The 20,473-nt window shown below is 65.1% G+C and carries 21 protein-coding genes; 8 read left to right on the top strand and 13 right to left on the bottom strand.

Annotation, left to right across the window (positions count from 1 at the left end; all coding sequences use genetic code 11):
- Positions 1-274: 274 nt before the first annotated feature.
- Positions 275-865, bottom strand: coding sequence for a polyhydroxyalkanoate synthesis repressor PhaR (phaR, locus tag NLM33_RS28510; protein WP_254101044.1), 591 nt, complete (start codon positions 863-865; stop codon positions 275-277).
- A gap of 316 nt (positions 866-1,181) precedes the next feature.
- On the opposite strand from phaR, the gene NLM33_RS28505 reads away from it, so the two are divergent.
- The 3 genes from NLM33_RS28505 (at position 1,182) to NLM33_RS28495 (ending at position 4,325) form a co-directional block, all read left to right on the top strand.
- Positions 1,182-2,360: an acetyl-CoA C-acetyltransferase gene (locus NLM33_RS28505; protein ID WP_254101042.1), complete on the top strand. Its 1,179-nt coding sequence runs from the start codon at positions 1,182-1,184 to the stop codon at positions 2,358-2,360.
- 186 nt (positions 2,361-2,546) lie between these two features.
- Positions 2,547-3,272: an acetoacetyl-CoA reductase gene (phbB, locus tag NLM33_RS28500; RefSeq protein ID WP_027524036.1), complete on the top strand. Its 726-nt coding sequence runs from the start codon at positions 2,547-2,549 to the stop codon at positions 3,270-3,272.
- A 171-nt stretch (positions 3,273-3,443) separates the two neighbouring features.
- Positions 3,444-4,325: a DMT family transporter gene (locus tag NLM33_RS28495; protein ID WP_254101040.1), complete on the top strand. Its 882-nt coding sequence runs from the start codon at positions 3,444-3,446 to the stop codon at positions 4,323-4,325.
- Here NLM33_RS28495 and NLM33_RS28490 read toward each other — a convergent pair.
- The 3 genes from NLM33_RS28490 to gloB form a co-directional block, all read right to left on the bottom strand.
- Positions 4,312-4,998 carry a flavin reductase family protein gene (locus NLM33_RS28490; protein ID WP_254101038.1) on the bottom strand — a complete coding sequence of 229 codons (687 nt, stop codon included), beginning with the start codon at positions 4,996-4,998 and terminating at the stop codon, positions 4,312-4,314. The genes NLM33_RS28495 and NLM33_RS28490 overlap by 14 nt on opposite strands.
- A 73-nt stretch (positions 4,999-5,071) precedes the next feature.
- Entirely contained in the window at positions 5,072-5,494 is a 423-nt protein-coding gene (locus NLM33_RS28485) for a cupin domain-containing protein (RefSeq protein ID WP_254101036.1), read from the bottom strand.
- Between the two features lie 10 nt (positions 5,495-5,504).
- The gene (gene gloB / locus NLM33_RS28480) at positions 5,505-6,272 is read right to left on the bottom strand and encodes a hydroxyacylglutathione hydrolase (RefSeq protein WP_254101034.1); all 768 of its coding nucleotides are present in this window, start codon (positions 6,270-6,272) and stop codon (positions 5,505-5,507) included.
- 108 nt (positions 6,273-6,380) lie between these two features.
- Here gloB and NLM33_RS28475 point away from each other — a divergent pair, with 108 nt between their 5' ends.
- Positions 6,381-7,124, top strand: a complete 744-nt coding sequence (locus NLM33_RS28475; protein WP_254101032.1) for a methyltransferase domain-containing protein — start codon at positions 6,381-6,383, stop codon at positions 7,122-7,124.
- Positions 7,125-7,189: 65 nt separating this feature from the next.
- On the opposite strand, the gene NLM33_RS28470 is transcribed toward NLM33_RS28475, so the two are convergent.
- From NLM33_RS28470 to NLM33_RS28450, 5 genes are all read right to left on the bottom strand, one after another.
- Positions 7,190-7,954, bottom strand: a complete 765-nt coding sequence (locus NLM33_RS28470; protein WP_254101030.1) for a DUF4167 domain-containing protein — start codon at positions 7,952-7,954, stop codon at positions 7,190-7,192.
- Between the two features lie 483 nt (positions 7,955-8,437).
- The gene (prmC, locus tag NLM33_RS28465; protein ID WP_254101028.1) at positions 8,438-9,322 is read right to left on the bottom strand and encodes a peptide chain release factor N(5)-glutamine methyltransferase; all 885 of its coding nucleotides are present in this window, start codon (positions 9,320-9,322) and stop codon (positions 8,438-8,440) included.
- A gap of 3 nt (positions 9,323-9,325) precedes the next feature.
- A complete protein-coding gene (gene prfA, locus NLM33_RS28460) occupies positions 9,326-10,411 on the bottom strand; it encodes a peptide chain release factor 1 (RefSeq protein WP_254101026.1) in 1,086 nt (361 codons plus the stop codon).
- A 52-nt stretch (positions 10,412-10,463) separates the two neighbouring features.
- Positions 10,464-12,731: a phosphoenolpyruvate--protein phosphotransferase gene (gene ptsP / locus NLM33_RS28455; protein ID WP_254101024.1), complete on the bottom strand. Its 2,268-nt coding sequence runs from the start codon at positions 12,729-12,731 to the stop codon at positions 10,464-10,466.
- A gap of 286 nt (positions 12,732-13,017) precedes the next feature.
- Positions 13,018-14,274: an aspartate kinase gene (locus tag NLM33_RS28450; RefSeq protein WP_254101022.1), complete on the bottom strand. Its 1,257-nt coding sequence runs from the start codon at positions 14,272-14,274 to the stop codon at positions 13,018-13,020.
- A gap of 148 nt (positions 14,275-14,422) precedes the next feature.
- On the opposite strand from NLM33_RS28450, the gene NLM33_RS28445 reads away from it, so the two are divergent.
- From NLM33_RS28445 to NLM33_RS28435, 3 genes are all read left to right on the top strand, one after another.
- Positions 14,423-14,890: a PH domain-containing protein gene (locus NLM33_RS28445; RefSeq protein ID WP_254105907.1), complete on the top strand. Its 468-nt coding sequence runs from the start codon at positions 14,423-14,425 to the stop codon at positions 14,888-14,890.
- 14 nt (positions 14,891-14,904) lie between these two features.
- Positions 14,905-15,678: a bifunctional 2-polyprenyl-6-hydroxyphenol methylase/3-demethylubiquinol 3-O-methyltransferase UbiG gene (ubiG, locus tag NLM33_RS28440; RefSeq protein ID WP_254101020.1), complete on the top strand. Its 774-nt coding sequence runs from the start codon at positions 14,905-14,907 to the stop codon at positions 15,676-15,678.
- Positions 15,679-15,993: 315 nt separating this feature from the next.
- Complete coding sequence (locus tag NLM33_RS28435; protein ID WP_254101018.1) at positions 15,994-16,893, top strand: DMT family transporter; 900 nt, start codon at positions 15,994-15,996, stop codon at positions 16,891-16,893.
- Here NLM33_RS28435 and NLM33_RS28430 read toward each other — a convergent pair.
- Genes NLM33_RS28430 through NLM33_RS28415 form a run of 4 tightly spaced genes read right to left on the bottom strand, consistent with a single transcriptional unit; the run spans position 16,890 to position 19,379 of the window.
- Positions 16,890-17,369: a DUF1178 family protein gene (locus NLM33_RS28430; RefSeq protein WP_254101016.1), complete on the bottom strand. Its 480-nt coding sequence runs from the start codon at positions 17,367-17,369 to the stop codon at positions 16,890-16,892. The two genes, NLM33_RS28435 and NLM33_RS28430, sit on opposite strands and share 4 nt — an antisense overlap.
- Entirely contained in the window at positions 17,366-18,262 is an 897-nt protein-coding gene (locus NLM33_RS28425) for a carbon-nitrogen hydrolase family protein (RefSeq protein WP_254101014.1), read from the bottom strand. The genes NLM33_RS28430 and NLM33_RS28425 overlap by 4 nt, the downstream gene beginning before the upstream one ends.
- Positions 18,259-18,534: a glutaredoxin 3 gene (gene grxC / locus NLM33_RS28420; protein WP_254101012.1), complete on the bottom strand. Its 276-nt coding sequence runs from the start codon at positions 18,532-18,534 to the stop codon at positions 18,259-18,261. Before grxC ends, NLM33_RS28425 begins: the two co-directional genes overlap by 4 nt.
- Positions 18,535-18,569: 35 nt before the next feature.
- The gene (locus tag NLM33_RS28415; RefSeq protein WP_254101010.1) at positions 18,570-19,379 is read right to left on the bottom strand and encodes a ComF family protein; all 810 of its coding nucleotides are present in this window, start codon (positions 19,377-19,379) and stop codon (positions 18,570-18,572) included.
- 218 nt (positions 19,380-19,597) lie between these two features.
- On the opposite strand from NLM33_RS28415, the gene NLM33_RS28410 reads away from it, so the two are divergent.
- Entirely contained in the window at positions 19,598-20,446 is an 849-nt protein-coding gene (locus NLM33_RS28410; RefSeq protein WP_254105905.1) for a methyltransferase domain-containing protein, read from the top strand.
- The last annotated feature ends 27 nt before the right edge of the window (positions 20,447-20,473 follow it).

Below are 20,473 nucleotides of genomic sequence, written 5' to 3'. Positions count from 1 at the left end.
CCGGAGCCTTTTGAAATGCGAGCTGGCTGCGCTCGCAATGGCGTGCTTGTGGTACGTGCGTCCCACACAATCGGCGTCATCGCCCGCCTTGTGCGCAACTGCGCATTGGAGCGGGCGATGCAGTATTCCAGAGGCGGCGACGAATACGGAGAAGCCACCGCGTACTGGATGCCCCGCTTTCGCGCGGGGCATGACAGCGGTGTGCGTTGAAATGTTCGATACGATAACGACGCAGGGACAGCCCATGGGCTGGCAGGTGAGGGGGTGGAGGAGCCTACTCCTCCTTCTTCGACATCCGCTCGAGGCGCTCCTGCATGTCCTTCATCTGCTGACGCAGTTCGTCGATGTTGTCGCTCTTCGGCGCCTCGCCGCCCGCGTCCGGCTCGGGCTCCGGCGTCGCGGGGCGCTGTGGGGTCGCGAACGGCTTGAACATCGAGAAGGTCTGCTGGAACAGCTCCATGTTGCGGCGGACCTGCTCCTCCAGCGGCGCAAAGGGCGTGCCGGACAGGGTGTTGGCGATCTGCTTGCGGAATTTCTCCTGCTCTTGGGTCAGCGTCGCGAGCGACTGCTCCAGATATTTCGGCACCACCATCTGCATGCTGTCGCCGTAGAAGCGGATCAGCTGGCGCAGGAAGGTGGTGGGCAAGAGGTTCTGGCCGGCCTTGTTCTCCTGCTCGAAGATGATCTGGGCGAGCACCGAGCGGGTAATGTCGTCGCCGGTCTTGGCGTCATAAACCAGGAAATCCTCGCCTTCCTTCACCATGGCGGCGAGATCTTCCAGCGTCACATAGGTGCTCGTTCCGGTATTGTAGAGCCGGCGGTTCGCGTATTTTTTGATGGTGGTGGGTTGGTCTGATTTCGCCATGGGCTCTCACTTGCAAACGCTGAGAACGGGAACCCGGCGGATTATGCCGCAGGGCGGGAAGAGTACGCAACGCAACAAAATAAGCATTTTCAAAGGGCTCACGCTACCGTTTTGTGCGCCACGGTTAATTGCAGAGCAAAAACTTGCTTGCGAAAGCGCCAGATGCGCTATTTTGAATGCGCTGCGGCATGAATCTGGCGTCCAGCCGATTGACATGCCGCAACGACGTTAACAGGATGCCAAGCGAGACTGGCGAGCCCATTTCGACGGTACGCCTGCCCTTCTTACAAGAACCTCAAGCCCCAGGAGATGCCCCATGTCAGACGATGTCGTCATCGTCAGCGCCGCCCGCACCCCGGTCGGAAGCTTCAACGGAGCCTTCGCGACCCTTCCCGCCCACGACCTCGGCGCCATCGCCATCAAGGCCGCGCTGGAGCGCGGTGGCATCGAGCCCGGCCGGGTCTCCGAAGTCATCATGGGCCAGATCCTGACCGCCGCTCAGGGCCAGAACCCGGCCCGTCAGGCCTCGATCGCCGCCGGCATTCCGGTCGAGAGCCCGGCCTGGGGCGTCAACCAGCTTTGCGGCTCGGGCCTGCGTACTGTCGCGCTCGGCTACCAGGCGCTGCTCAATGGTGATTCCGAGATCGTCGTGGCCGGCGGCCAGGAATCCATGAGCATGGCCCCGCATGCCCAATACCTCCGCGGCGGCGTCAAGATGGGCGCGCTCGAATTCGTCGACACCATGATCAAGGACGGGCTGTGGGATGCCTTCAACGGCTACCACATGGGCAACACCGCCGAGAACGTCGCGCGGCAGTGGCAGATCACCCGCGCGCAGCAGGACGAGTTCGCGGTCGCCTCGCAACAGAAGGCGGAAGCCGCCCAGAAGGCCGGCAAGTTCAACGACGAGATCGTTCCGGTCACCATCAAGACCCGCAAGGGCGACGTGGTCGTCAGCGCCGACGAATATCCGCGACATGGCGCAACGCTCGAAGGGATGGCGAAGCTTCGTCCCGCCTTCGAGAAGGAAGGCACGGTCACCGCAGGCTCGGCCTCGGGCATCAATGACGGCGCTGCCGCCGTGGTGCTGATGACCGCGAAGCAGGCGGCCAAGGAAGGCAAGAAGCCGCTCGCGCGCATCGTGTCCTGGGCGCAGGCCGGCGTCGATCCGAAGATCATGGGCTCGGGCCCGATCCCGGCTTCGCGCCTTGCGCTGAAGAAGGCCGGCTGGAACATCGGCGATCTCGATCTGATCGAGGCCAACGAGGCCTTCGCGGCGCAGGCCTGCGCCGTCAACAAGGACCTCGGCTGGGATACCTCGAAGGTCAACGTCAACGGCGGCGCGATCGCGATCGGCCATCCGGTTGGCGCCTCCGGCGCACGCGTGCTGGTGACGCTGTTGCACGAGATGCAGAAGCGCGACGCCAAGAAAGGCCTCGCCACGCTGTGCATCGGCGGCGGCATGGGCATCGCTATGTGCGTTGCACGCGACTAAAAAGGCAGCGGTTGCAACTCAAATATTCTTCGCAACCGCGTAAGCCTCGACTAAAGACAAGCGCCCGGCTCACCGCCGGGCGTTTTGTTCTTGATGTCCGTCAATCCACCCGCATAATCCGTCAGTAAAAACGATCACTAAAATCTCTAGAAGCGCCCAAGGAAACGTCGAGGGAAGGAATACAATATGGCACGTGTTGCATTGGTCACGGGTGGTACGCGAGGCATCGGTGCTGCGATCAGCAAGGCGCTGAAGGCGGCCGGCTACAAGGTCGCGGCAAGCTACGCCGGCAATGACGCGGCGGCGGAGAAGTTCAAGGCCGAGACCGGCATCAACGTCTACAAATGGGACGTCAGTTCCTTCGACGGCTGCGCCGAGGGCGTGAAGAAGGTCGAGGCCGAGGTCGGCCCGGTCGATGTGCTCGTCAACAATGCCGGCATCACCAAGGACGGTGCCTTCCACAAGATGAGCGTCGAGCAATGGAACGCCGTGATCGGCACCAATCTGGGCTCGCTGTTCAACATGTCGCGCCAGGTGATCGAGGGCATGCGCGCGCGCAAGTTCGGCCGCATCATCAACATCTCCTCGATCAACGGCCAGAAGGGCCAGTTCGGCCAGGTGAACTATTCCGCCGCAAAGGCCGGCGAGATCGGCTTCACCAAGGCGCTCGCGCTGGAGAATGCCAAGGGCGGAGTCACCGTCAACGCGATCTGCCCGGGCTACATCAACACCGAAATGGTGCAGGCGGTGCCGAAAGACGTGCTGGAGAAGGCGATCCTGCCGCTGATCCCGATCGGCCGCCTGGGCGAGCCCGAGGAGATCGCCCGCGCGGTGGTGTTCCTCGCAGCGGATGAGGCCGGCGCAATCACCGGCTCGACACTGTCGGTCAACGGCGGCCAGTACATGGTGTGATGCGCGAGCATCACGCCCGATCATATCGGTGACATCGTCATGCCCGGGCTTGTCCCGGGCATCTGCCCATGCACTGTCATTCCGGGGCGCCACGAAAGCGGCGAACCCGGAATCTCGAGATTCCGGGTTCGGCTCTTCGAGCCGCCCCGGAATGACGAGGTATCCTCTCTGATGACTCCCCGCACCGCGACGCTGATCGGATTGACCGCGATCCTGATGTGGTCCCTGCTTGCGGTGATGACGGTCGCGACCGGCAAGATCCCCGCATTCCAACTCGCTGCGATGACGTTCGTGATCGGCGGCCTCGTCGGTCTCCTGACCTGGATCGGCCGCAGCGAAGCGGCGCTAAGCCTGCGCCAGCCGGGTGCGGTGTGGGTGGTCGGGGTCGGCGGCCTGTTCGGCTATCACGCGCTCTATTTCCTCGCGTTGCGCTTCGCACCGCCGGCCGAAGCGGGTCTGCTCAATTATCTCTGGCCGCTGCTGATCGTGCTGTTCTCCTCCTTTTTGCCGGGCGAGCGTCTCGCGGTGCATCACGTCGTCGGCGCCGTGCTCGGCCTCGTCGGCACAGTGCTTCTGTTCGCAGGCAACACGTCCGGCTTCGCGCCGGGCCAGTTGCCGGGGCTGATTGCAGCCTTCATCGCCGCCTTCGTGTGGGCGACCTATTCGGTGCTGTCGCGCCGGCTGAAAGCGGTGCCGACCGATGCGGTCGCGGGCTTCTGCCTGGTTACCGCGGTGCTCGCGGCATTGATGCACGTCGTGCTCGAAACGACTGTGTGGCCGGAGACCACGCTGCAATGGCTCGCGGTGATCGGCTTGGGCGTCGGTCCGGTGGGCGCTGCGTTCTACGCCTGGGACATCGGCATGAAGCGCGGCGACATCCGCGTGCTGGGCGCGGCATCCTACGCGACGCCGCTGCTCTCGACGGCATTCCTCATCGCCGCGGGCTTTGCCAAAGCCAGCGCCAACATCGCGATCGCCGCGATCCTGATCGCCGGCGGCGGCCTGATCGCGGCGAAGGACCTGGTGTTGTGGAAGCCGATCAGGCCGCGCTAGGCCGCCAGCCCGGCGGCCGATACATCGCTTCCGGAATCTGTCCGAGCTCGGAGCGCTGCAGCCGCTCCGGCGTCAGGCCGTAAAACTGCTGGAAGCTCATGATCAGCGGCCGCCATTTGTCGGGATCGATGCGGTTATTTTCGTCCGCCATCATGATGGCGGGATGCGCATGCACGCGCGTGATGCGCATCTCGATCGCGGTCAGATGGCCGCGAAAGATGGCGTCGTCCTGCGCCATGTCGTGGACGTGCGCGAGCTTGGCCTCCATCTGCACCGGACATTCCGCGGCGCGCGGCGCGCCGACCGTCTCCGCCGCCAACGCGGTCAATCCGCTGACGCCGAACTTGTCTCGCACGTAGCGGTAGCCGCGCCAGGCCTTTCCTGGCGGCACCGGATTAGAGCCGGTGGTCCGCGCCAGACGATCGACGGCACCGACGAGATCGGCGGACGGCAGATTGAGCACGCACTCTCCGGTACGAATCATGTTGGCGGTCGTCTGCGATTCCCGCGCGAGCCCGAGCATGCAGCGCCAGCCCACCCACCAAGCCGAGGACATCGGCGCGAGATTGTGGGACCCGTCCGCATTGGTCGTGCCGACCAGGACGACCGGCGTCCCGAAATAGAGAATGGCCGGTTCGATCTGAATGTGTGAAGTGTCGAAAGTGCCGTGCATCCGTCGCTCCTGTTGTGAGGAGCGGCGTGATAGGGCGTGCGACCCGCGGTTCCCACCCGATTTCCGATTGCCTTTAAGGCTCCCAGCCCTTCGGCGCGAGCTCGAATTTCGCGAACTCGAAGGCCGGCGCCACTGTGCAGCCGACCAGTGTCCATTCGCCCGATGTCTCGGCCATCTGCCAGGCATGCGCCGGCACGATCGCTTGCGGCCGCTCGCCGCCCAAGAGGTCCGTGCCGAGACGTACCTCGTGCTGCGTGCAGCCCTCATGCGCGATGCGTAGCGTCAACGGGCTTCCGGCATAGTAGTGCCAGGTCTCTACCGCATCGATGCGATGCCAGTGCGAGCGCTCGCCGCGGGCGAGCAGGAAATAGATCAGGGTTGAGCGCGACCGCCCGTTGGTGTCCGTGCTCTGATCGCGAAACGTCTCGCGGTAATGTCCGCCTTCGGGATGGGGTCGCAGTTCAAGACGCGCGATGATCTCGGCAGCGGTCGGCATTACTCCCCCGTCAGGACTTGTTCTTGCGTTCGCGCAATTCGCCGAACACGATGGCGCCATCGGCGCCCTTCATGTGTAGCTTGGCTGCAACCGAGGGGTCATCGGCGCGCAGGAACACATTTGCTCGCTTCTCATCACCAAGCAGTGAGGGGATCGTGGGCTTGTTCTCGGCGCGGAGCCTGGTCACCTCCGCCGCGCGGGCCTGCAGCGCTGGATTGTCAGGCTCGATGGTGAGCGCGAACTTGACGTTGGAGGCGGTATATTCGTGGCCGCAATAGAGCTTGAAGTCATCGGGCAGCGCCCGCAGCTTCAGAAGCGAATCCCACATCATCGGGTAGTTGCCCTCGAACACGCGGCCGCAGCCGATCGAGAACAGCGTGTCGGCGGCGAACACCGTCTTCTCCGCGTCGAACACGTAGGAGATATGGTCAAGCGTATGACCGGGCGTCTCCAGCACGCGCGCGAGCAGGCTGCCGACCTTGATGACATCGGCGTTGACGACGCGCAGATCGACATTGGCGATTTTCGTCGTCTTGTCGTGCGGCGCGACGACACGGCAGTTATATTTCTGCTTGAGCTCGGCGACGCCGCCGACATGGTCGCCATGGTGATGGGTGATCAGGATGTCGGTGAGCGTCCAGCCCTCGCGCTCCAGCGCCTTCAGGATCGGCCCGGCTTCCGGCGCGTCGATCGAGGCGGTTGCCTTGGTTTCCGTATCGTGGATCAGATAACCGAAATTGTCGTTTAAACAGGTGAAAGTACGAATTTCGGCGGCCATGACATCTCCATCGCGCTCAGCCCCGGCAAACAGATATGGCGTTAACGTTGCGCAGGCAATGCAATATTCCGCGCGCCCGGGCCGCCGGGCGCATGTTACATTGCGGTCATGAGCATCGATGTCATTGATCTGCGTGACTTCTACTCGCGCCGCCTCGGGATCGTGGCGCGCCAATTGATCAATCGCGGGATCAAGGAACGCTGGCCGGGTGCGGAAGGGCAGCGAGTCCTCGGCATCGGCTATCCCACCCCCTATCTCGGCCTGTTCCGCGAGGATGCCGAGCGCTGCATCGCCTTCATGCCGGCCGCCCAGGGCGTGCTGAAATGGCCGACGGGCCGGCCCGCGCTGGCCTCGCTGGTCGATGAGTTATCGCTGCCGCTGCCGGATGCCGCGGTCGACCGCATCCTGCTCGTCCATGCGCTCGAGATCTGCGATGACCCGGCGGCGCTGCTGCGCGAGGTGTGGCGGGTGCTGGCGCCATCGGGCCGCGTGATTGCGGTGATTCCGAACCGGCGCGGGGTGTGGACGCGCACCGAGAACACGCCTTTCGGCCACGGCCGGCCATATTCGCGCACACAGATCACCGATCTGTTGCGCCAGACCTGGTTCACGCCGACCGCCTGGGGCGAGGCGTTGTTCATGCCGCCCTATGCCGGCCGCTGGCTGTTGAAGTCGGCGCTGATGTGGGAGCGCGCGGGTGTCGCGCTGTCGCTGCCGTTTGCCGGCGTGCACATCGTGGAGGCGACCAAGCAGGTCTATCGCGTGATCCCGGCGAAGCGCGAGCGCGCGCGGCTGATCCCCTCGTTGAAGCCCGTGCTGGTGCCGTCCTCGACGACGGTGACGCGGAGCTGACAGCAAAACGCCCCGGCGGGCCGGGGCGTTCTTCATGTCGGATAAATCGAAGTGGGCTCTGCGGCTTACTCGCCGGGCGCGAGATCGTCGCTCGATGCGGCGGCCGGCGCTGCCTCGCGGTCGGGGCGCGGGCCATGCGGCCGGCGGCGCCGCCGCGGATAGCGTTCGCCGCCACCGCCGCCTTCGAATCCGCCCTGGCTGCCATTGATCTGCGGCTGCGCGCCGGTGATGAAGGAGGGCAGGCGATCGACGCTGCCGGCATCCGCAATCACCGGCTGCGGCTGGTTCTGCGGTTGCGGCTGGGCCTGATACTGCGGCTGCGGACGGTGGTCGCGATCGCGATGCTCGCGCGGCTGCTGCTGGTCGCGTTGATAGGGCTGGCCCTCGCCACGCTGCTGGTGGTCACGCTGATGGTCGCGGTCGCGAACATAGGGCTGCTGCTGGGGCTGTGGGACGAAGCCGGGCTCCTGGCCGAAGTTCGAAAAACTCTCGCCGTCGTCTTCGCTGTCGTCGTTGCTGACGACGACTTCTTCACCGCCGCGCGGCTGCTGGTTCTGGCGGAATTGCTCCTGAGCGGCGGCGATCAGGCGGAAATAATGCTCGGCGTGCTGGTAGTAGTTCTCGGCCGCGACCGGGTCGCCGGAAGAGCGCGCATCGCGCGCGAGTTGGAGATATTTCTCGGCGATATGCGAGGCGGTGCCGCGGATCTTGATGTCGGGTCCGTTGGACTCGTAAACCCGGGTCATCGGGTTCTGGCCGCGCCGGTTATTGTTGTTGTTGTTGTTGTTATTCCGGTTGCGCATCCGCTGCTTATTCTGACCGTTTCTCATGTCCTGCCTTTAATTCCAGCCCTTGAAAAGTTTGTACGCGTTACTGCTGTTGAGAGTGACCAAAATTGCTGCGGCGCAGGTTTGGCGCGCGCGCCGCGCGCAGCTCGCATCCCTGCCCAAGTCCCGACCAAGGTCCCTGCCGATGTCGCTGACCTTCGCGTTCAACCAAGACGCGTTCCCCATCGCCAGCGCCTATCGCCGGCGAACCCATTCATTCTGCCTGCCGAAACAAGCCCTGGTTTCTTGCGTAAATCTTCAAGCGCAATATCAGGCTTTCGTTCACTTTGCGGTCGGAAAGCAGCGCAGCTCCACGGGCCATCGCGCTTAACAGAACCTGCGGCTTGGAACCTTCAATACAGTGCAGCTCTCGCCTCGAGAGCCCGGCAGTCGCCCGTAGGTCTACGGGGCCGGCACCGATGTTTGACCGAAACGTAGTCGTTCCCACGGGATATTCCAAGAGGTTTTTGCAACCCAATCGGGCTTTTATGGGGGCATTTTTCGGGCCGACACGGCCCTTAAGACGCCCGCCAGATCAGCCTTGGGCGGCCTCTCAACCTCTAACGCCGCAGCCGCCATCAAGGTTTCAATGCCGCGTGCCTGACCTTGTCCGGCCTCCACCACCAGGGCTCCGCCGGGAGCAAGAAGCTCGGCCGCTTGCGGTATCAGGGCGCGGTAGGCGTCGAAGCCGTCATTGCCGCCGTCGAGCGCGAGGCGCGGATCGTAGTCGCGGACCTCGACGCTCAAATTCGCGATGTCGCCCGAAGGAATGTAAGGCGGGTTCGATACGATCAAGTCGAAGGGTCCCGCGAGCGCGGCCGCGTAGTAGCAGGCGATGAAGGCGGAACGGTCGGCGAGGCCAAGCGCTGTGGCGTTGGCCTTCGCGGTGCCGAGCGCGGTCAGGCTGACATCGGTGCCGACGCCGAACGCATCCGGAATCTCGTGCAACAGCGCCAGCAGGATCGCGCCTGACCCCACGCCGATATCGGCGATCCGCGGCGGCCGTCCAGAGGCGGGCCGTTCGCGAAAAATCTCCAGCGCCAGCTCGACGACGGTCTCGGTGTCGGGCCGCGGCACCAGCGTTGCGTCCGAGAGCTGAAAGGGAAGGCCCCAGAATTCCTTGGTCCCGAGAATGCGCGCGACCGGTTCGCCCACCACGCGCCGCTGTGCATATCGTGCGAGCTGCGAGGCCTCGGCTGGCGTCAGCGATCGGGCCGCTTGCGTGATGAGACCGGTGAGATCGAGGCCGAGCACGGCCCCGAGCAGAATGCGTGCGTCGAGCTCCGCCTCCTCGACGTCCGCGGATCGCAGCTGCGCCGCCAGCGCGCGCCGCGCGTTCTCGATGGTCTGTCCGGTGAAGGGGGTGCGCACGCGTCAGGCCGCCGCGCCTTGCGCGGCGAGCTGCGCCGCCTGGTGCTCCGTGGTCAGCGCATCGATCAGCTCGCCCAGCGCTTCGCCCGCGATCACCTGCGGCAGCTTGTAAAGCGTCAGATTGATGCGGTGGTCGGTGACGCGCCCTTGCGGAAAATTGTAGGTGCGGATGCGCTCGCTGCGGTCGCCGGAGCCGACCTTTTCCTTGCGGTCGGCCGAGCGCGCCGCATCGACGCGCTGGCGCTCGGCGTCGTAGATGCGCGAGCGCAGGATGTTCATCGCCGAGGCGCGATTCTTGTGCTGCGAGCGGCTGTCCTGCATCATCACCACGATGCCGGTCGGAATGTGGGTGATGCGGATCGCCGATTCCGTCTTGTTGACGTGCTGCCCGCCCGCGCCCTGCGCGCGCATGGTCTCGATGCGCAGATCGTCGTTCTTGATCTCGACGTCGACATCCTCGACCTCCGGCAGCACGGCGACGGTCGCGGCGGAGGTATGGATGCGGCCTTGCGTCTCGGTGTCGGGCACGCGCTGCACGCGGTGCACGCCGGATTCGAACTTCAGCTTGGAGAACGCGCCGCGGCCCTGCACTTCGGCGATGATCTCCTTGTAGCCGCCGACGGTGCCTTCGCTCGCCGAGATCACTTCGACCTTCCAGCCCTGCAAGGCGGCAAAACGCTCGTACATCCGGAACAGATCGCCGGCGAACAGCGAGGCCTCGTCGCCGCCTGTGCCGGCGCGGATTTCCAGCACCACGTTGCGGTCGTCCATGGCGTCCTTGGGCAACAGTGCCACGCGGATCTTCTGCACGAGATCCTCGATTCTAGGCGAGATCTCGTCGCGCTCGGCCTCCGCCATGCCGCGCATCTCGGTATCGGTCGCGGGATCGGCGATAAGCGCCTCGGTATCGGCGAGCTCCTTCACCGCAGACCGATAGGTCTTCACCGCCGAGATCAGCGGGCTGATCTCGGCGAGCTCGCGCGTGACCTGCACATAACGCTCGGAGGAGAGCTGGCCGAGCGACTCGGCCTCGAGAGAGGCATGATGTGCAAGGAGGACGTCCAGTTTGGTTTCAGGGAGTGACGACATCGATCAGGTCTCAGATGCAAGGGGCGAGCGGGACGGCTTTCGGACCGGCCCGCTACAACGACAGCCCTTCGGCCTCGGCAAATTGCGTCAGCTTCTGCCGGATCGAGACGGTGCCGGTCGGCGCGTCCAGGAGCGGATCGAGCATCGCGCCGGCCTTCTTGGCATCGAGGTCGAGGATCATCGCCTTCACCGGCCCGAGCGCGGTCGCCGACAGTGACAGCGAGCGGTAACCCATCGCGATCAGCGCCAGCGCGCCGATCGGCTTGGACGCCATCTCGCCGCACAGCGAGACGGACTTATGCGCGGCTTTGGACTTGCGCACGATCTCGCGCAGCACGCGCAGGATCGGTGCCGACATGGTGTCGAAGCGCTCCGAGACCTTGGCATTGCCGCGATCGACCGCGAACAGGAACTGGAATAAATCGTTGGAGCCGACCGAGATGAAGTCGACCTTCTTCAGGAGCTCGTCGAGCTGGTAGAGCAGCGCCGGCACCTCGACCATGGTGCCGATGTCGATGCGCTCCGGCAGCGTGTGGCCATGCTGGCGCAAGTATGTCAGCTCGCGCTCGACCAGCGCTTTCGCCGAATCGAATTCGGCAACCTCCGAGATCATCGGGAACATCACGCGCAGCGCCCGGCCGCCGCCGGCGCGCAAGAGCGCGCGGATCTGGCCGCGCAGCAGGCCGGGACGATCGAGGCCGAGCCGGATCGCGCGCCAGCCGAGCGCGGGATTCTCCTCGATCACCGCCTCCATATAGGGCAGCGCCTTGTCGCCGCCGATGTCGAGGGTGCGGAAGGTGACGGGCTTGGTGCCGGCGGCGTCGAGCACGGTGCGATAGAGCGCGAGCTGGTCGCTGGTGCGCGGCAGGCTCTGGCCGACCATGAATTGCAGCTCGGTGCGGAACAGGCCGATGCCGGCGCTGCCGGTGTCGTCGATATGCGGCAGGTCGATCGCAAGACCCGCGTTGATCATCAGCTCGACCGCCTCGCCGTCCCTGGTGACGCAGGGCCGGTCGCGCAGTGCCAGATACTGCGCCTGGCGGCGGGCGCGGAAACGCACGCGTTCCGCATAGGCCGCCTCGATCTCTTGCGAGGGCCGCACATAGATCGAGCCGGAGGTGCCGTCGACGATGATGGCGTCGCCGGGATCGGCGATACCCGGTGCGTTCGGCACCTCGCCGACCGCGGGGATGCCGAGCGCGCGCGCCACGATCGAGACATGCGAGTTGGCAGTGCCTTCCTCCAGCACGATGCCGCGCAGCCGCTTGCGGTCGTAATCGAGCAGCGCCGCCGGCCCCATCGCGCGCGCGATGACGATGGCGTTGTCGGGCAGTTGCTCGCGCGAGGGCGCGTGATCCTGGCCGACAAGCTGTCGCATCAGGCGATAGCCGAGGTCTTCGAGATCGTGCAGCCGGTCGCGCAAATAGGGGTCGGTGGAGCGCAGCATCCGCGCGCGGGTGTCGGACTGCACGCGCTCGACGGCTGCTTCCGCGGTCAGACCGGTCGCCACCGCTTCGTGCAGCTTGTGCGACCAGCCCTGGTCGTTGGCGAACATGCGATAGGCTTCCAGCACGTCGCGGTGCTCGCCGCCTTCCGCGACGTCGCCGCGCTCCAGCATGCGGTCGAGGTCGGAGCGCAGCTTGGCGAGCGCGGTGTCGAGCCGCTTGATTTCCCTCGGCAGGTCCTCGGCGATGTAGTCCTTGATGACGACGCGCGGCTCGTGCAGCACGACATGGCCGAGCGCGATGCCCTCGGACAGGATCGCGCCGACCTTCTGCATGGAGTGCCGTGCCGCCGGCTCGAGGCCAGGCTGGGCCAACGCGGACAACTCACCGGAGGCGATCAGTTCCGCCAGCACCATGGCGGTGGTCTGGAGCGCCTCGAGCTCCTCCTCGACATAGGTGCGCTTGGCGCGGTTCTGCACCACCAGCACGCCGAGCGTGTTGCCGGCGCGCAGGATCGGCACGCCGAGGAAGGAGTGGTAGATTTCTTCGCCGGTCTCGGGACGGAACGAGAAGGCCGGATGGCTCTGGGCGTCGCTGAGATTGAGCGGGGTCGCCTCGCTGGCGACGAGGCCGACCAGGCCCTCATGGGCGCTCAGCACGGTATGGTGCACCGCCTCGCGGTTGAGGCCTTCGGTGGCGTAGAGCTCGAGGGTGTTGTCGACGCGCAGCACATAGACCGAGCAGACCTCGGCCACCATGTTGGCGGCGATCAGCACCACGATCTTGTCCAGCCGCTCCTGGGCCGAGACCTGCTCCGCCATGGTTTCGCGGAGCCGTCTCAACAAGACGCGGGGACCTCCCGACGCGCTCCGCATGTGCCGTCAATCTCCTCCATCTGCCTGGCCCGGCGGGGTAGCCGGCGGCTGGCCCAAAACTCCAGAGAAACAACAAATTTGCTAGTCCGGCGTCGGTACAAGCCCAAATCTTCTTAGACTTGGCACTTGTGCCGAGTCGGCACCGCCTGGACTGGGGCACAGTCTGCGGCAGCCCACCCTGTTCGCCGTATAGCGAATTGAGGCTTGTTTTGCCAAGCAAAACGCCTGCCAAACGCGAAGGTGTGTACACCTTCGCGTTTGCTGCGGCCGCTAACAGAAAATTCGTCTAAACCTGATCGAGACCGTAGAGCGTGTGCAGGGTCCGCACCGCAAGCTCGGTATAGGCGGCGTCGATCAAAACCGAGAACTTGATCTCGGAGGTTGTGATGGCGCGGATGTTGATATTCCGCGCTGCGAGGGCCGAGAAGGCCTGGGCGGCGACGCCGGCATGGCTGCGCATGCCGCTGCCGATCACGGAGATTTTGGCGACGTCGGTGGCGCTGTCGAGCCGCGCGTAGCCGATCTTGGCCTTGGCGGCAGCGATCGTCTCCCTGGCGCGGGCGTAGTCGGTCGCCGGGACCGTGAAGGTCAGGTCGGTGGTCTTGCCGTCCTCGGAGACGTTCTGGACGATCATGTCGACGTTGATGTTGGCATCAGCGAGCGGCCCGAAGATCGAGGCGGCGACACCCGGCTTGTCCTCGATCTGGCGCACCGAGATCTGGGCCTCGTCCTTGGAGAAGGCGATGCCGGTGACGACGTGGTTTTCCATGATCTCCTCCTCGCTGCAGATCAGCGTGCCGGGCGGCTGGTTGGCATGCGGGTCGATGTCCTCGGGCTTGTCGAAGCTCGAGCGGACGAAGATCGGCATGTTGTGGACCATGCCGAGTTCCACCGAGCGAACCTGGAGCACCTTGGCGCCCTGAGAGGCCAGTTCCAGCATGTCCTCGAACGCGATCTTGTCGAGCCGGCGCGCCTTCGGCACGATGCGCGGGTCAGTGGTGTAGACGCCATCGACATCCGTGTAGATGTCGCAGCGGTCAGCCTTGACGGCGGCGGCGATTGCGACCGCCGAGGTGTCGGAGCCGCCGCGGCCGAGCGTGGTGATTCGGCCGGTCTCCGGATTGATGCCCTGGAAGCCGGCGATGACCGCGACCTCCTTGCGCTCCTTGAAACGGTTGATGATCTCGCTGCCGTCGATGTCCTCGATGCGGGCCGAGGCATGGGCGTCGCTGGTCTTGATCGGGATTTGCCAACCCTGCCAGGAGCGGGCCTGGATGCCCAAGCTCTGGAGCACGATGGCCAGCAAGCCCGACGTCACCTGCTCGCCGGAGGCGACCACGGCGTCGTATTCGCGCGCGTCGTGCATGGGGGAGGCTTCGGTGCACCAGGCAACCAGCTCGTTGGTCTTGCCGGACATCGCCGAGACCACCACGGCAACCTCGTGCCCGGCGTCGACCTCACGCTTCACATGGCGCGCGACGTTGCGGATACGTTCGATATTGGCGACGGACGTGCCGCCGAATTTCATCACGAGGCGGCTCATGACGACGCGTGCATTCCCTCTTGAGGATCAGTATGGTGGCCCGCGTTTGGCGGGCAGCTACCGACCGCGCGTATACAGAGCGGCGGGGCCGGGGGCAAGCGGGTTCCTGACGGACCCGCAGGTAGCGGGGAACGGGTTAATCGAGGTTATGGCGCGTTATATCGACGAGATCCTGCAGCCCGGCGAGAAGGTGCTGTATTCGACCAATGCGCACTGGATCTTCTATTTCCCGGCGATTCTGGCCTGGATCGTGGCCCTGGTCCTTTTTCTGATGTCCCGGCAGACGACCACCGAGGGTCTCGTGCTGCTGTGGCTCACGGCCTCCGGCTTGGTGGCGCTCGGCGCCCTCTATTGGACGCTGAAGGGCTGGTTCCATCGCTTCACCACCGAGACCGACGTGACCAATTTCAGGGTTGTGCATAAGACCGGGTTCATCACCCGAAAGACCTTTGAAATGAGTCTCGACAAGGTCGAAAGTGTCGATGTCGACCAGACCATCCTGGGTCGCATCTTCAACTACGGCGATGTGACGATCCGCGGCGTGGGCGAGGGGATCGAGAAGATCGAGACCATCGCGTCCCCACTTGCCTTCCGCAATTCGATCACCGTGCGGTAGGACGGCGCGTTGTCATGAGCATGCAGCAGAACAGTTCCGCCAGCACGATTGTTAGCCAGGCCTCGACCGTCGACGCCGGCGAGGTCGCCAAGTTCTCGAAGCTCTCCGCCGAGTGGTGGGACCCCAACGGCAAGATGGCCCCGCTGCACAAGATCAATCCGCTGCGGCTCGGCTATATCCGCGACGCCGCCTGCCGCAAGTTCGAGCGCAACGTGCGCAGCCTCAACTGCCTCGGAGGCCTGCGCGTGCTCGACATCGGCTGCGGTGCGGGCCTGCTTTGCGAGCCGCTGTCGCGACTTGGGGCGCAGGTCATCGGCATCGATCCCTCCACGAGCAACATCGCGGCCGCAAAGCTGCATGCCGACAAGGGGCATCTGTCGATCGACTACCGCTGCACCACGGTCGAGGAGGTCGATCCGCGCGAGCGCTTCGACATCGTGCTGGCGATGGAGGTGGTGGAGCACGTCACCGACGTCGGCGTTTTCCTGAGCCGCTGCGCCGCGATGCTGAAGCCGAACGGGTTGATGGTGGTCTCGACCTTGAACCGCAACTGGAAGAGCTTTGCACTCGCCATCGTCGGCGCCGAATACGTGCTGCGCTGGCTGCCGCGTGGCACCCATGAGTGGAACAAGTTCGTCACCCCCGACGAGCTCGCCAAATATCTGCTCGACAACCGCCTCGTCATCACCGAGCAGACCGGCGTCGTCTACTCGCCCTTCGCCGACCGATGGAGCCTCTCCTCCGACATGGACGTGAACTACATGGTCGTGGCGGAAGGGATGGTGTGAGGCGTGCGCTGCGTGTAGCGGCTGAGTTGTTCGCACGAAGCGTACCGAAGTCGCAATAAAGGTGTCGTCCTGGCGAAAGCCAGGACCCATAACCCCAGGGAGAGGTTGTGGCGCGAAACTGGTAACCACGAGTCTTCGCCAAACCACTCCCTGGGGTTATGGGTCCTGGATCTGCGTTTCGCTTGTCCAGGACGACGACGGAGTTTGTGGCAAGAGCATCGCTCCTATGACTTCGGCGTGATTGACCTATCTCGCCGCTAGCGGCACGTTGCCGACAAACGTTCTCCACTCCTCGCCGCCACACTTCTCCCGCCCATGCTCACCATCACCAGCCTCTGGATTCCCTTCACCGTCATTGCTGCGCTCGGGCAGGTCGCGCGCAATGCGATGCAGCGGTCGTTGACGAAGCCGCTGGGCACCTGGGGCGCGACCAATATCCGCTTCCTGTTCGGCTTCCCGTTCTCGGTGCTGTTCTTAGGCCTGGTGCTGGTCGTCTCGGGCGATCATCTGAGCGCGCCGCCGACCGTGTTCTGGCCGTGGCTGCTGCTCGGCGCGCTCAGCCAGATCGTCGCCACCGGATTGATGCTGCTCGCCATGAACGATCGGTCCTTCGTGGTGACGACGGCTTACCTGAAGACCGAAGCGATCCAGACCGCGATCTTCGGCTTCGTCTTCCTTGGCGATCACCTGACCTGGCTCAAGGTGCTGGCGATCGTGATCGCGACCGTCGGCGTCGTCATCACTGCGCTGCGGCCGGGTGGGGAGAAGAGTTTTGCCGAATTGAAGCCGACCATCATCGGCCTCGTCGCCGCGGCGGCGTTTGCACTGTCAGCCGTCGGCTTCCGCGGTGCGATCATCACGGTACCGGGCGTCTCCTTCGTGACGGCGTCGTCGTTCACGCTGGTGCTCGGCCTGTTCGTGCAGACGCTGATCCTGACGATCTACCTGCTCTGGCGCGCACCAAAAATCCTGCAGGCGATCCTGGGCTTGTGGAAGCCGTCGCTGCTCGCCGGCTTCATGGGCGCCTTCGCCTCGCAATTCTGGTTCCTGTCCTTTGCGCTGACGGCCGCGGCCAATGTCCGTACGCTCGCGCTGATCGAGGTGCTGTTCGCGCAGGGCGTAGCCTACTACTCGTTCAAGCAGCCGGTTTCGCCGCGGGAGCTCTTCGGCATCGCGCTGATCGTAATCGGCGTCGCGGTGCTGGTCGGGGCCTAGTTCCGGTCTTCCGGCAGCACCGGCAGCGGCGACACCTCGATGCCTTCGTCGATCAGCGCCTTGGCTTCATCAGGCGAGGCCTCGCCGTAGATCGGGCGGTGTTCCTTGTCGCCGTAATGCATGGCGCGGGCTTCATTCGGGAAGCGTTCGCCGACATTATCGGCATGCTTCACGATGTGATCGCGCAATTCCTTCAGCTTGGTGCGCAGCTCGCGCTCCTGCGCCAGCATCAGCGACGTCGGCGTCTGCTGCGTGACCTCGGTCGTCGGCGCGGGCGTGGTCGGCTCGGGCGCGGCGCGCTCGCGGCCCTTCTTGCCGACGATGCGCGGCGCCATGATCGCCTTGTCGACCTTGGCCGAGCCGCAGATCGGGCAGGTCACGAGCTTGCGCTTGACCTGCTGGTCGTAAGCTGACGAGCTCTGGAACCAGCTTTCGAACGCGTGGTCTTGCTCGCAGCGGAGCGCATAGCGGATCATGCCGATCCTCGCACCAGATGCAGATGATCAGGGCCAGCCTTCGGATCGGCGACGCCGAAGCGGCGGCCGTGTTGCAGCGAAGGAATCGCCTTGCGCGCGGTCTCGACCTTGGCCGGATCGATCTTGGCCACGATGATGCCGGGCTCGACATCGCCCTCGGCGAGGATCTCGCCCCAGGGATCGATGATCAGCGAGTGACCATAGGTCTCGCGCTTGTTCTCGTGCAGGCCGGCCTGCGCCGCGGCAAACACGAAGCACCCGGTCTCGATCGCGCGTGAGCGCAGCAACACATGCCAATGCGCCTCGCCGGTCTTGCGGGTGAAGGCGGAGGGCACGGTGATGAACGACGCGCCGGCCTCGGCCAGCGCGCGATAGAGCGCGGGGAAGCGCACGTCGTAGCAGATCGTGAGTCCGACGCGGCCCCAAGGCAGGTCGGAGATCACAGCCGTCTCGCCCGGCTGGTAGTTCGCGGATTCGCGATAGCTCTCGCCGTCCGGCAGCTCGATGTCGAACATGTGGATCTTGTCGTAGCTCGCCAGCACATTGCCGTCGGGCCCGATCAGGAAGGAGCGGTTGACCGCCTTCTCCGGCGAATAGCGCAGCGCCAGCGAGCCGATATGCAGATGGATCTTCAATTCGGCGGCGAGCGCGCGATAGGCTTTCAGCGATTCGTCGTCTTCTTCGCTGGCGAGGTGCTCGAACAGCGCCTTGCGGTTCAGCTGCATCATGTTGCTGACTTCGGGCGTCTGCACGTAGTTCGCGCCGTTCGCCGCCGCCTTTCGAATCAGCTTGCTCGCCTGCGCGAAGCTCGGTTCAGGCAGAAGGCCGGTGCGCATCTGCACCATGGCGGCAGTGAAGGTACGATCCTGCGATTGAGCTTGATTCTGGCTCATGAGACCGCCTTGACGCTTTCGAGCAGTGCATCGAGCTTGCCTTCGCGATCGAGCGAATAGAGCTCGTCGCAGCCGCCGACATGCTTCTCGCCGATCCAGATCTGCGGGAACGTCGAGCCCTCGCCGGCTCGGTCATACATCTCCTGGCGCCACGACGGGTTCTTGGCGATGTCGAACTCGGTGAAGGCGGCTTTCTTGCGGGTCAACAGCGACCTGGCCGCGGAACAATAGCCGCAGCCCGGCCTCGTGTAGATCTCGACAGCAGTGCTCATCTCGCCTGGCGCTCTCAATTCATGAATTGATCGAATTATATGGGACGTGACCCGGTCTCCACAACCCGGGCAAAGACCAGTGCGTCGACCTGCGTCGCCTTGGCGCGGAGCAAGGCCCGGGCGCAGGCATCCAGTGTTGCGCCGGAGGTCAAGACGTCATCTATGAGGACAATACGCCGGCCTTGCACCTCGGCCTGGTGGTCGGCAGATACCTGGAATGCGCCCTGCACATTGGTGGCGCGCTGGGCGCGCGACAGCCCGATCTGCTGCTCCGTGGCGCGGACCCGGCGCAAGACGTCGCCTTTCACCTTGACCCCCGTCTGCCGCTCGATCACGCGCGCGAGCGCGCCCGACTGGTTGTATCGGCGGCGCCAGGCCCGCCGCCAGTGCAGCGGCACCGGGACCAGCATGTCGGCCTCGCTGAGCAGCTCGCGCCCCGCGCGCGTCATCCAGCGGCCCATGGCCGGCGCAAGATCGGTGCGGTCTTGGTACTTCAGCGAATGCACCAGCGTGCGCGCGACGTCGTCATAGCGTACCGCGGCGCGCGCCCGATGGTAGGCGGGCGGGCTCGCGATCGCCTCCATCGACAGCATCTCGGGGCCGGGATCGTAGACGAAGGGGATTCCGAGCCGCGGGCAGTAGGGCGGGGCGATGAACGACAATTTTGCCCAGCAGGCTGCGCACACGCCTTCGCCGTCGACCGGCTCGCGGCAGGACACGCACAAGGACGGCAGCGCGATGTCGAGCGCGAGCCTTGCCGCGCGCGACAGCAGACGGTGGCCGGCAGCCCATGCGGCACGCAAAGGTGTGGCGATGGAACGGGAGGGGGCACTGTCGGATTCCATAGGGTAAGGCTAGCGTTGCACGGAGATCCGCTCAAGCTGCTCGATCTCGTGCCCCGGACGCAGCGCAGCGCGAAGCGGTGCGCTGCCGAGCCGGGGCCCAGGAACGGCGTGCGCGGAAGCATGGGTCCCGGCTCAGCGGTGCGTCATGCGTGCCGCGCCGCGTCCGGGACACGCGAGCGGAGATTGCCAGGAACATCGCATTCGGCGTAACCAGCGGCATGGCGCAAAACCCGCAGATCCCGCCCGCCCTGTTCGACCGTGCGCTGCTGCATACGCGGCAGTCTCGTGCGCGCGTGCAGGGGCCTGTCAGCTTCCTGCTCGACCGCGTCGACGAGGACATGGCTGATCGGCTGGCCGCGGTGATGCGCGAATTTGGCGCCGTTGCCGATCTCTGGACCCCCGGCGAGGGGCTGTCGGCGTTGCGCGCGCGCTTCGGCAACGCGCAGCGGATCGAGCTCGATGCGGCGGGCGAAGAGAAGCTGCTGCTGGCGCCGGAGAGTGTCGATCTCGTGGCGTCCGCGCTGGCGCTGCAATTCGTCAACGATCTGCCGGGCGTGCTCGCGCAAATCCGTCGTGCGTTGAAGCCTGACGGTCTCTTGCTCGCCGCGATGATCGGCGGCGACAGCCTGACCGAGCTGCGCCAGGCTTTTGCCGCGGCCGAGGCCGAATGCGAGGGCGGAGTATCGCCGCGCGTCGCGCCGTTCGCCGACCTGCGCGACATCGGCGCGCTGCTCCAGCGGGCGGGTTTTGCGCTTCCGGTCACCGACGTCGATCGCATCGTGGTGCGCTACGCGAACGCTTTCGCGCTGATGCAGGATTTGCGCCGCATGGGCGCGGCCAATGTGCTGGTCGAGCGGCGGCGCACCCCGACGCGGCGCGCGACGATGCTGCGAATGGCCGAGATCTACGCCGAGCGCTTCGCCGATCCGGACGGCCGCATCCGCGCGACGTTCGACGTCATCTGGCTCTCCGGCTGGGCCCCACATGCCAGCCAGCAGCAGCCGCTCAAGCCCGGCTCGGCCAAGGCGAGCCTGGCGGAGGCGGTGAAGAGGGCGGGGAAGGGTTGACGTGTCCCGGACGCGCTGCAGCGTGAA

The organism is Bradyrhizobium sp. CCGUVB1N3 (genome assembly GCF_024199925.1).
Taxonomy (GTDB): domain Bacteria; phylum Pseudomonadota; class Alphaproteobacteria; order Rhizobiales; family Xanthobacteraceae; genus Bradyrhizobium.
This window is presented reverse-complemented; position numbering and strand designations above follow the sequence as displayed.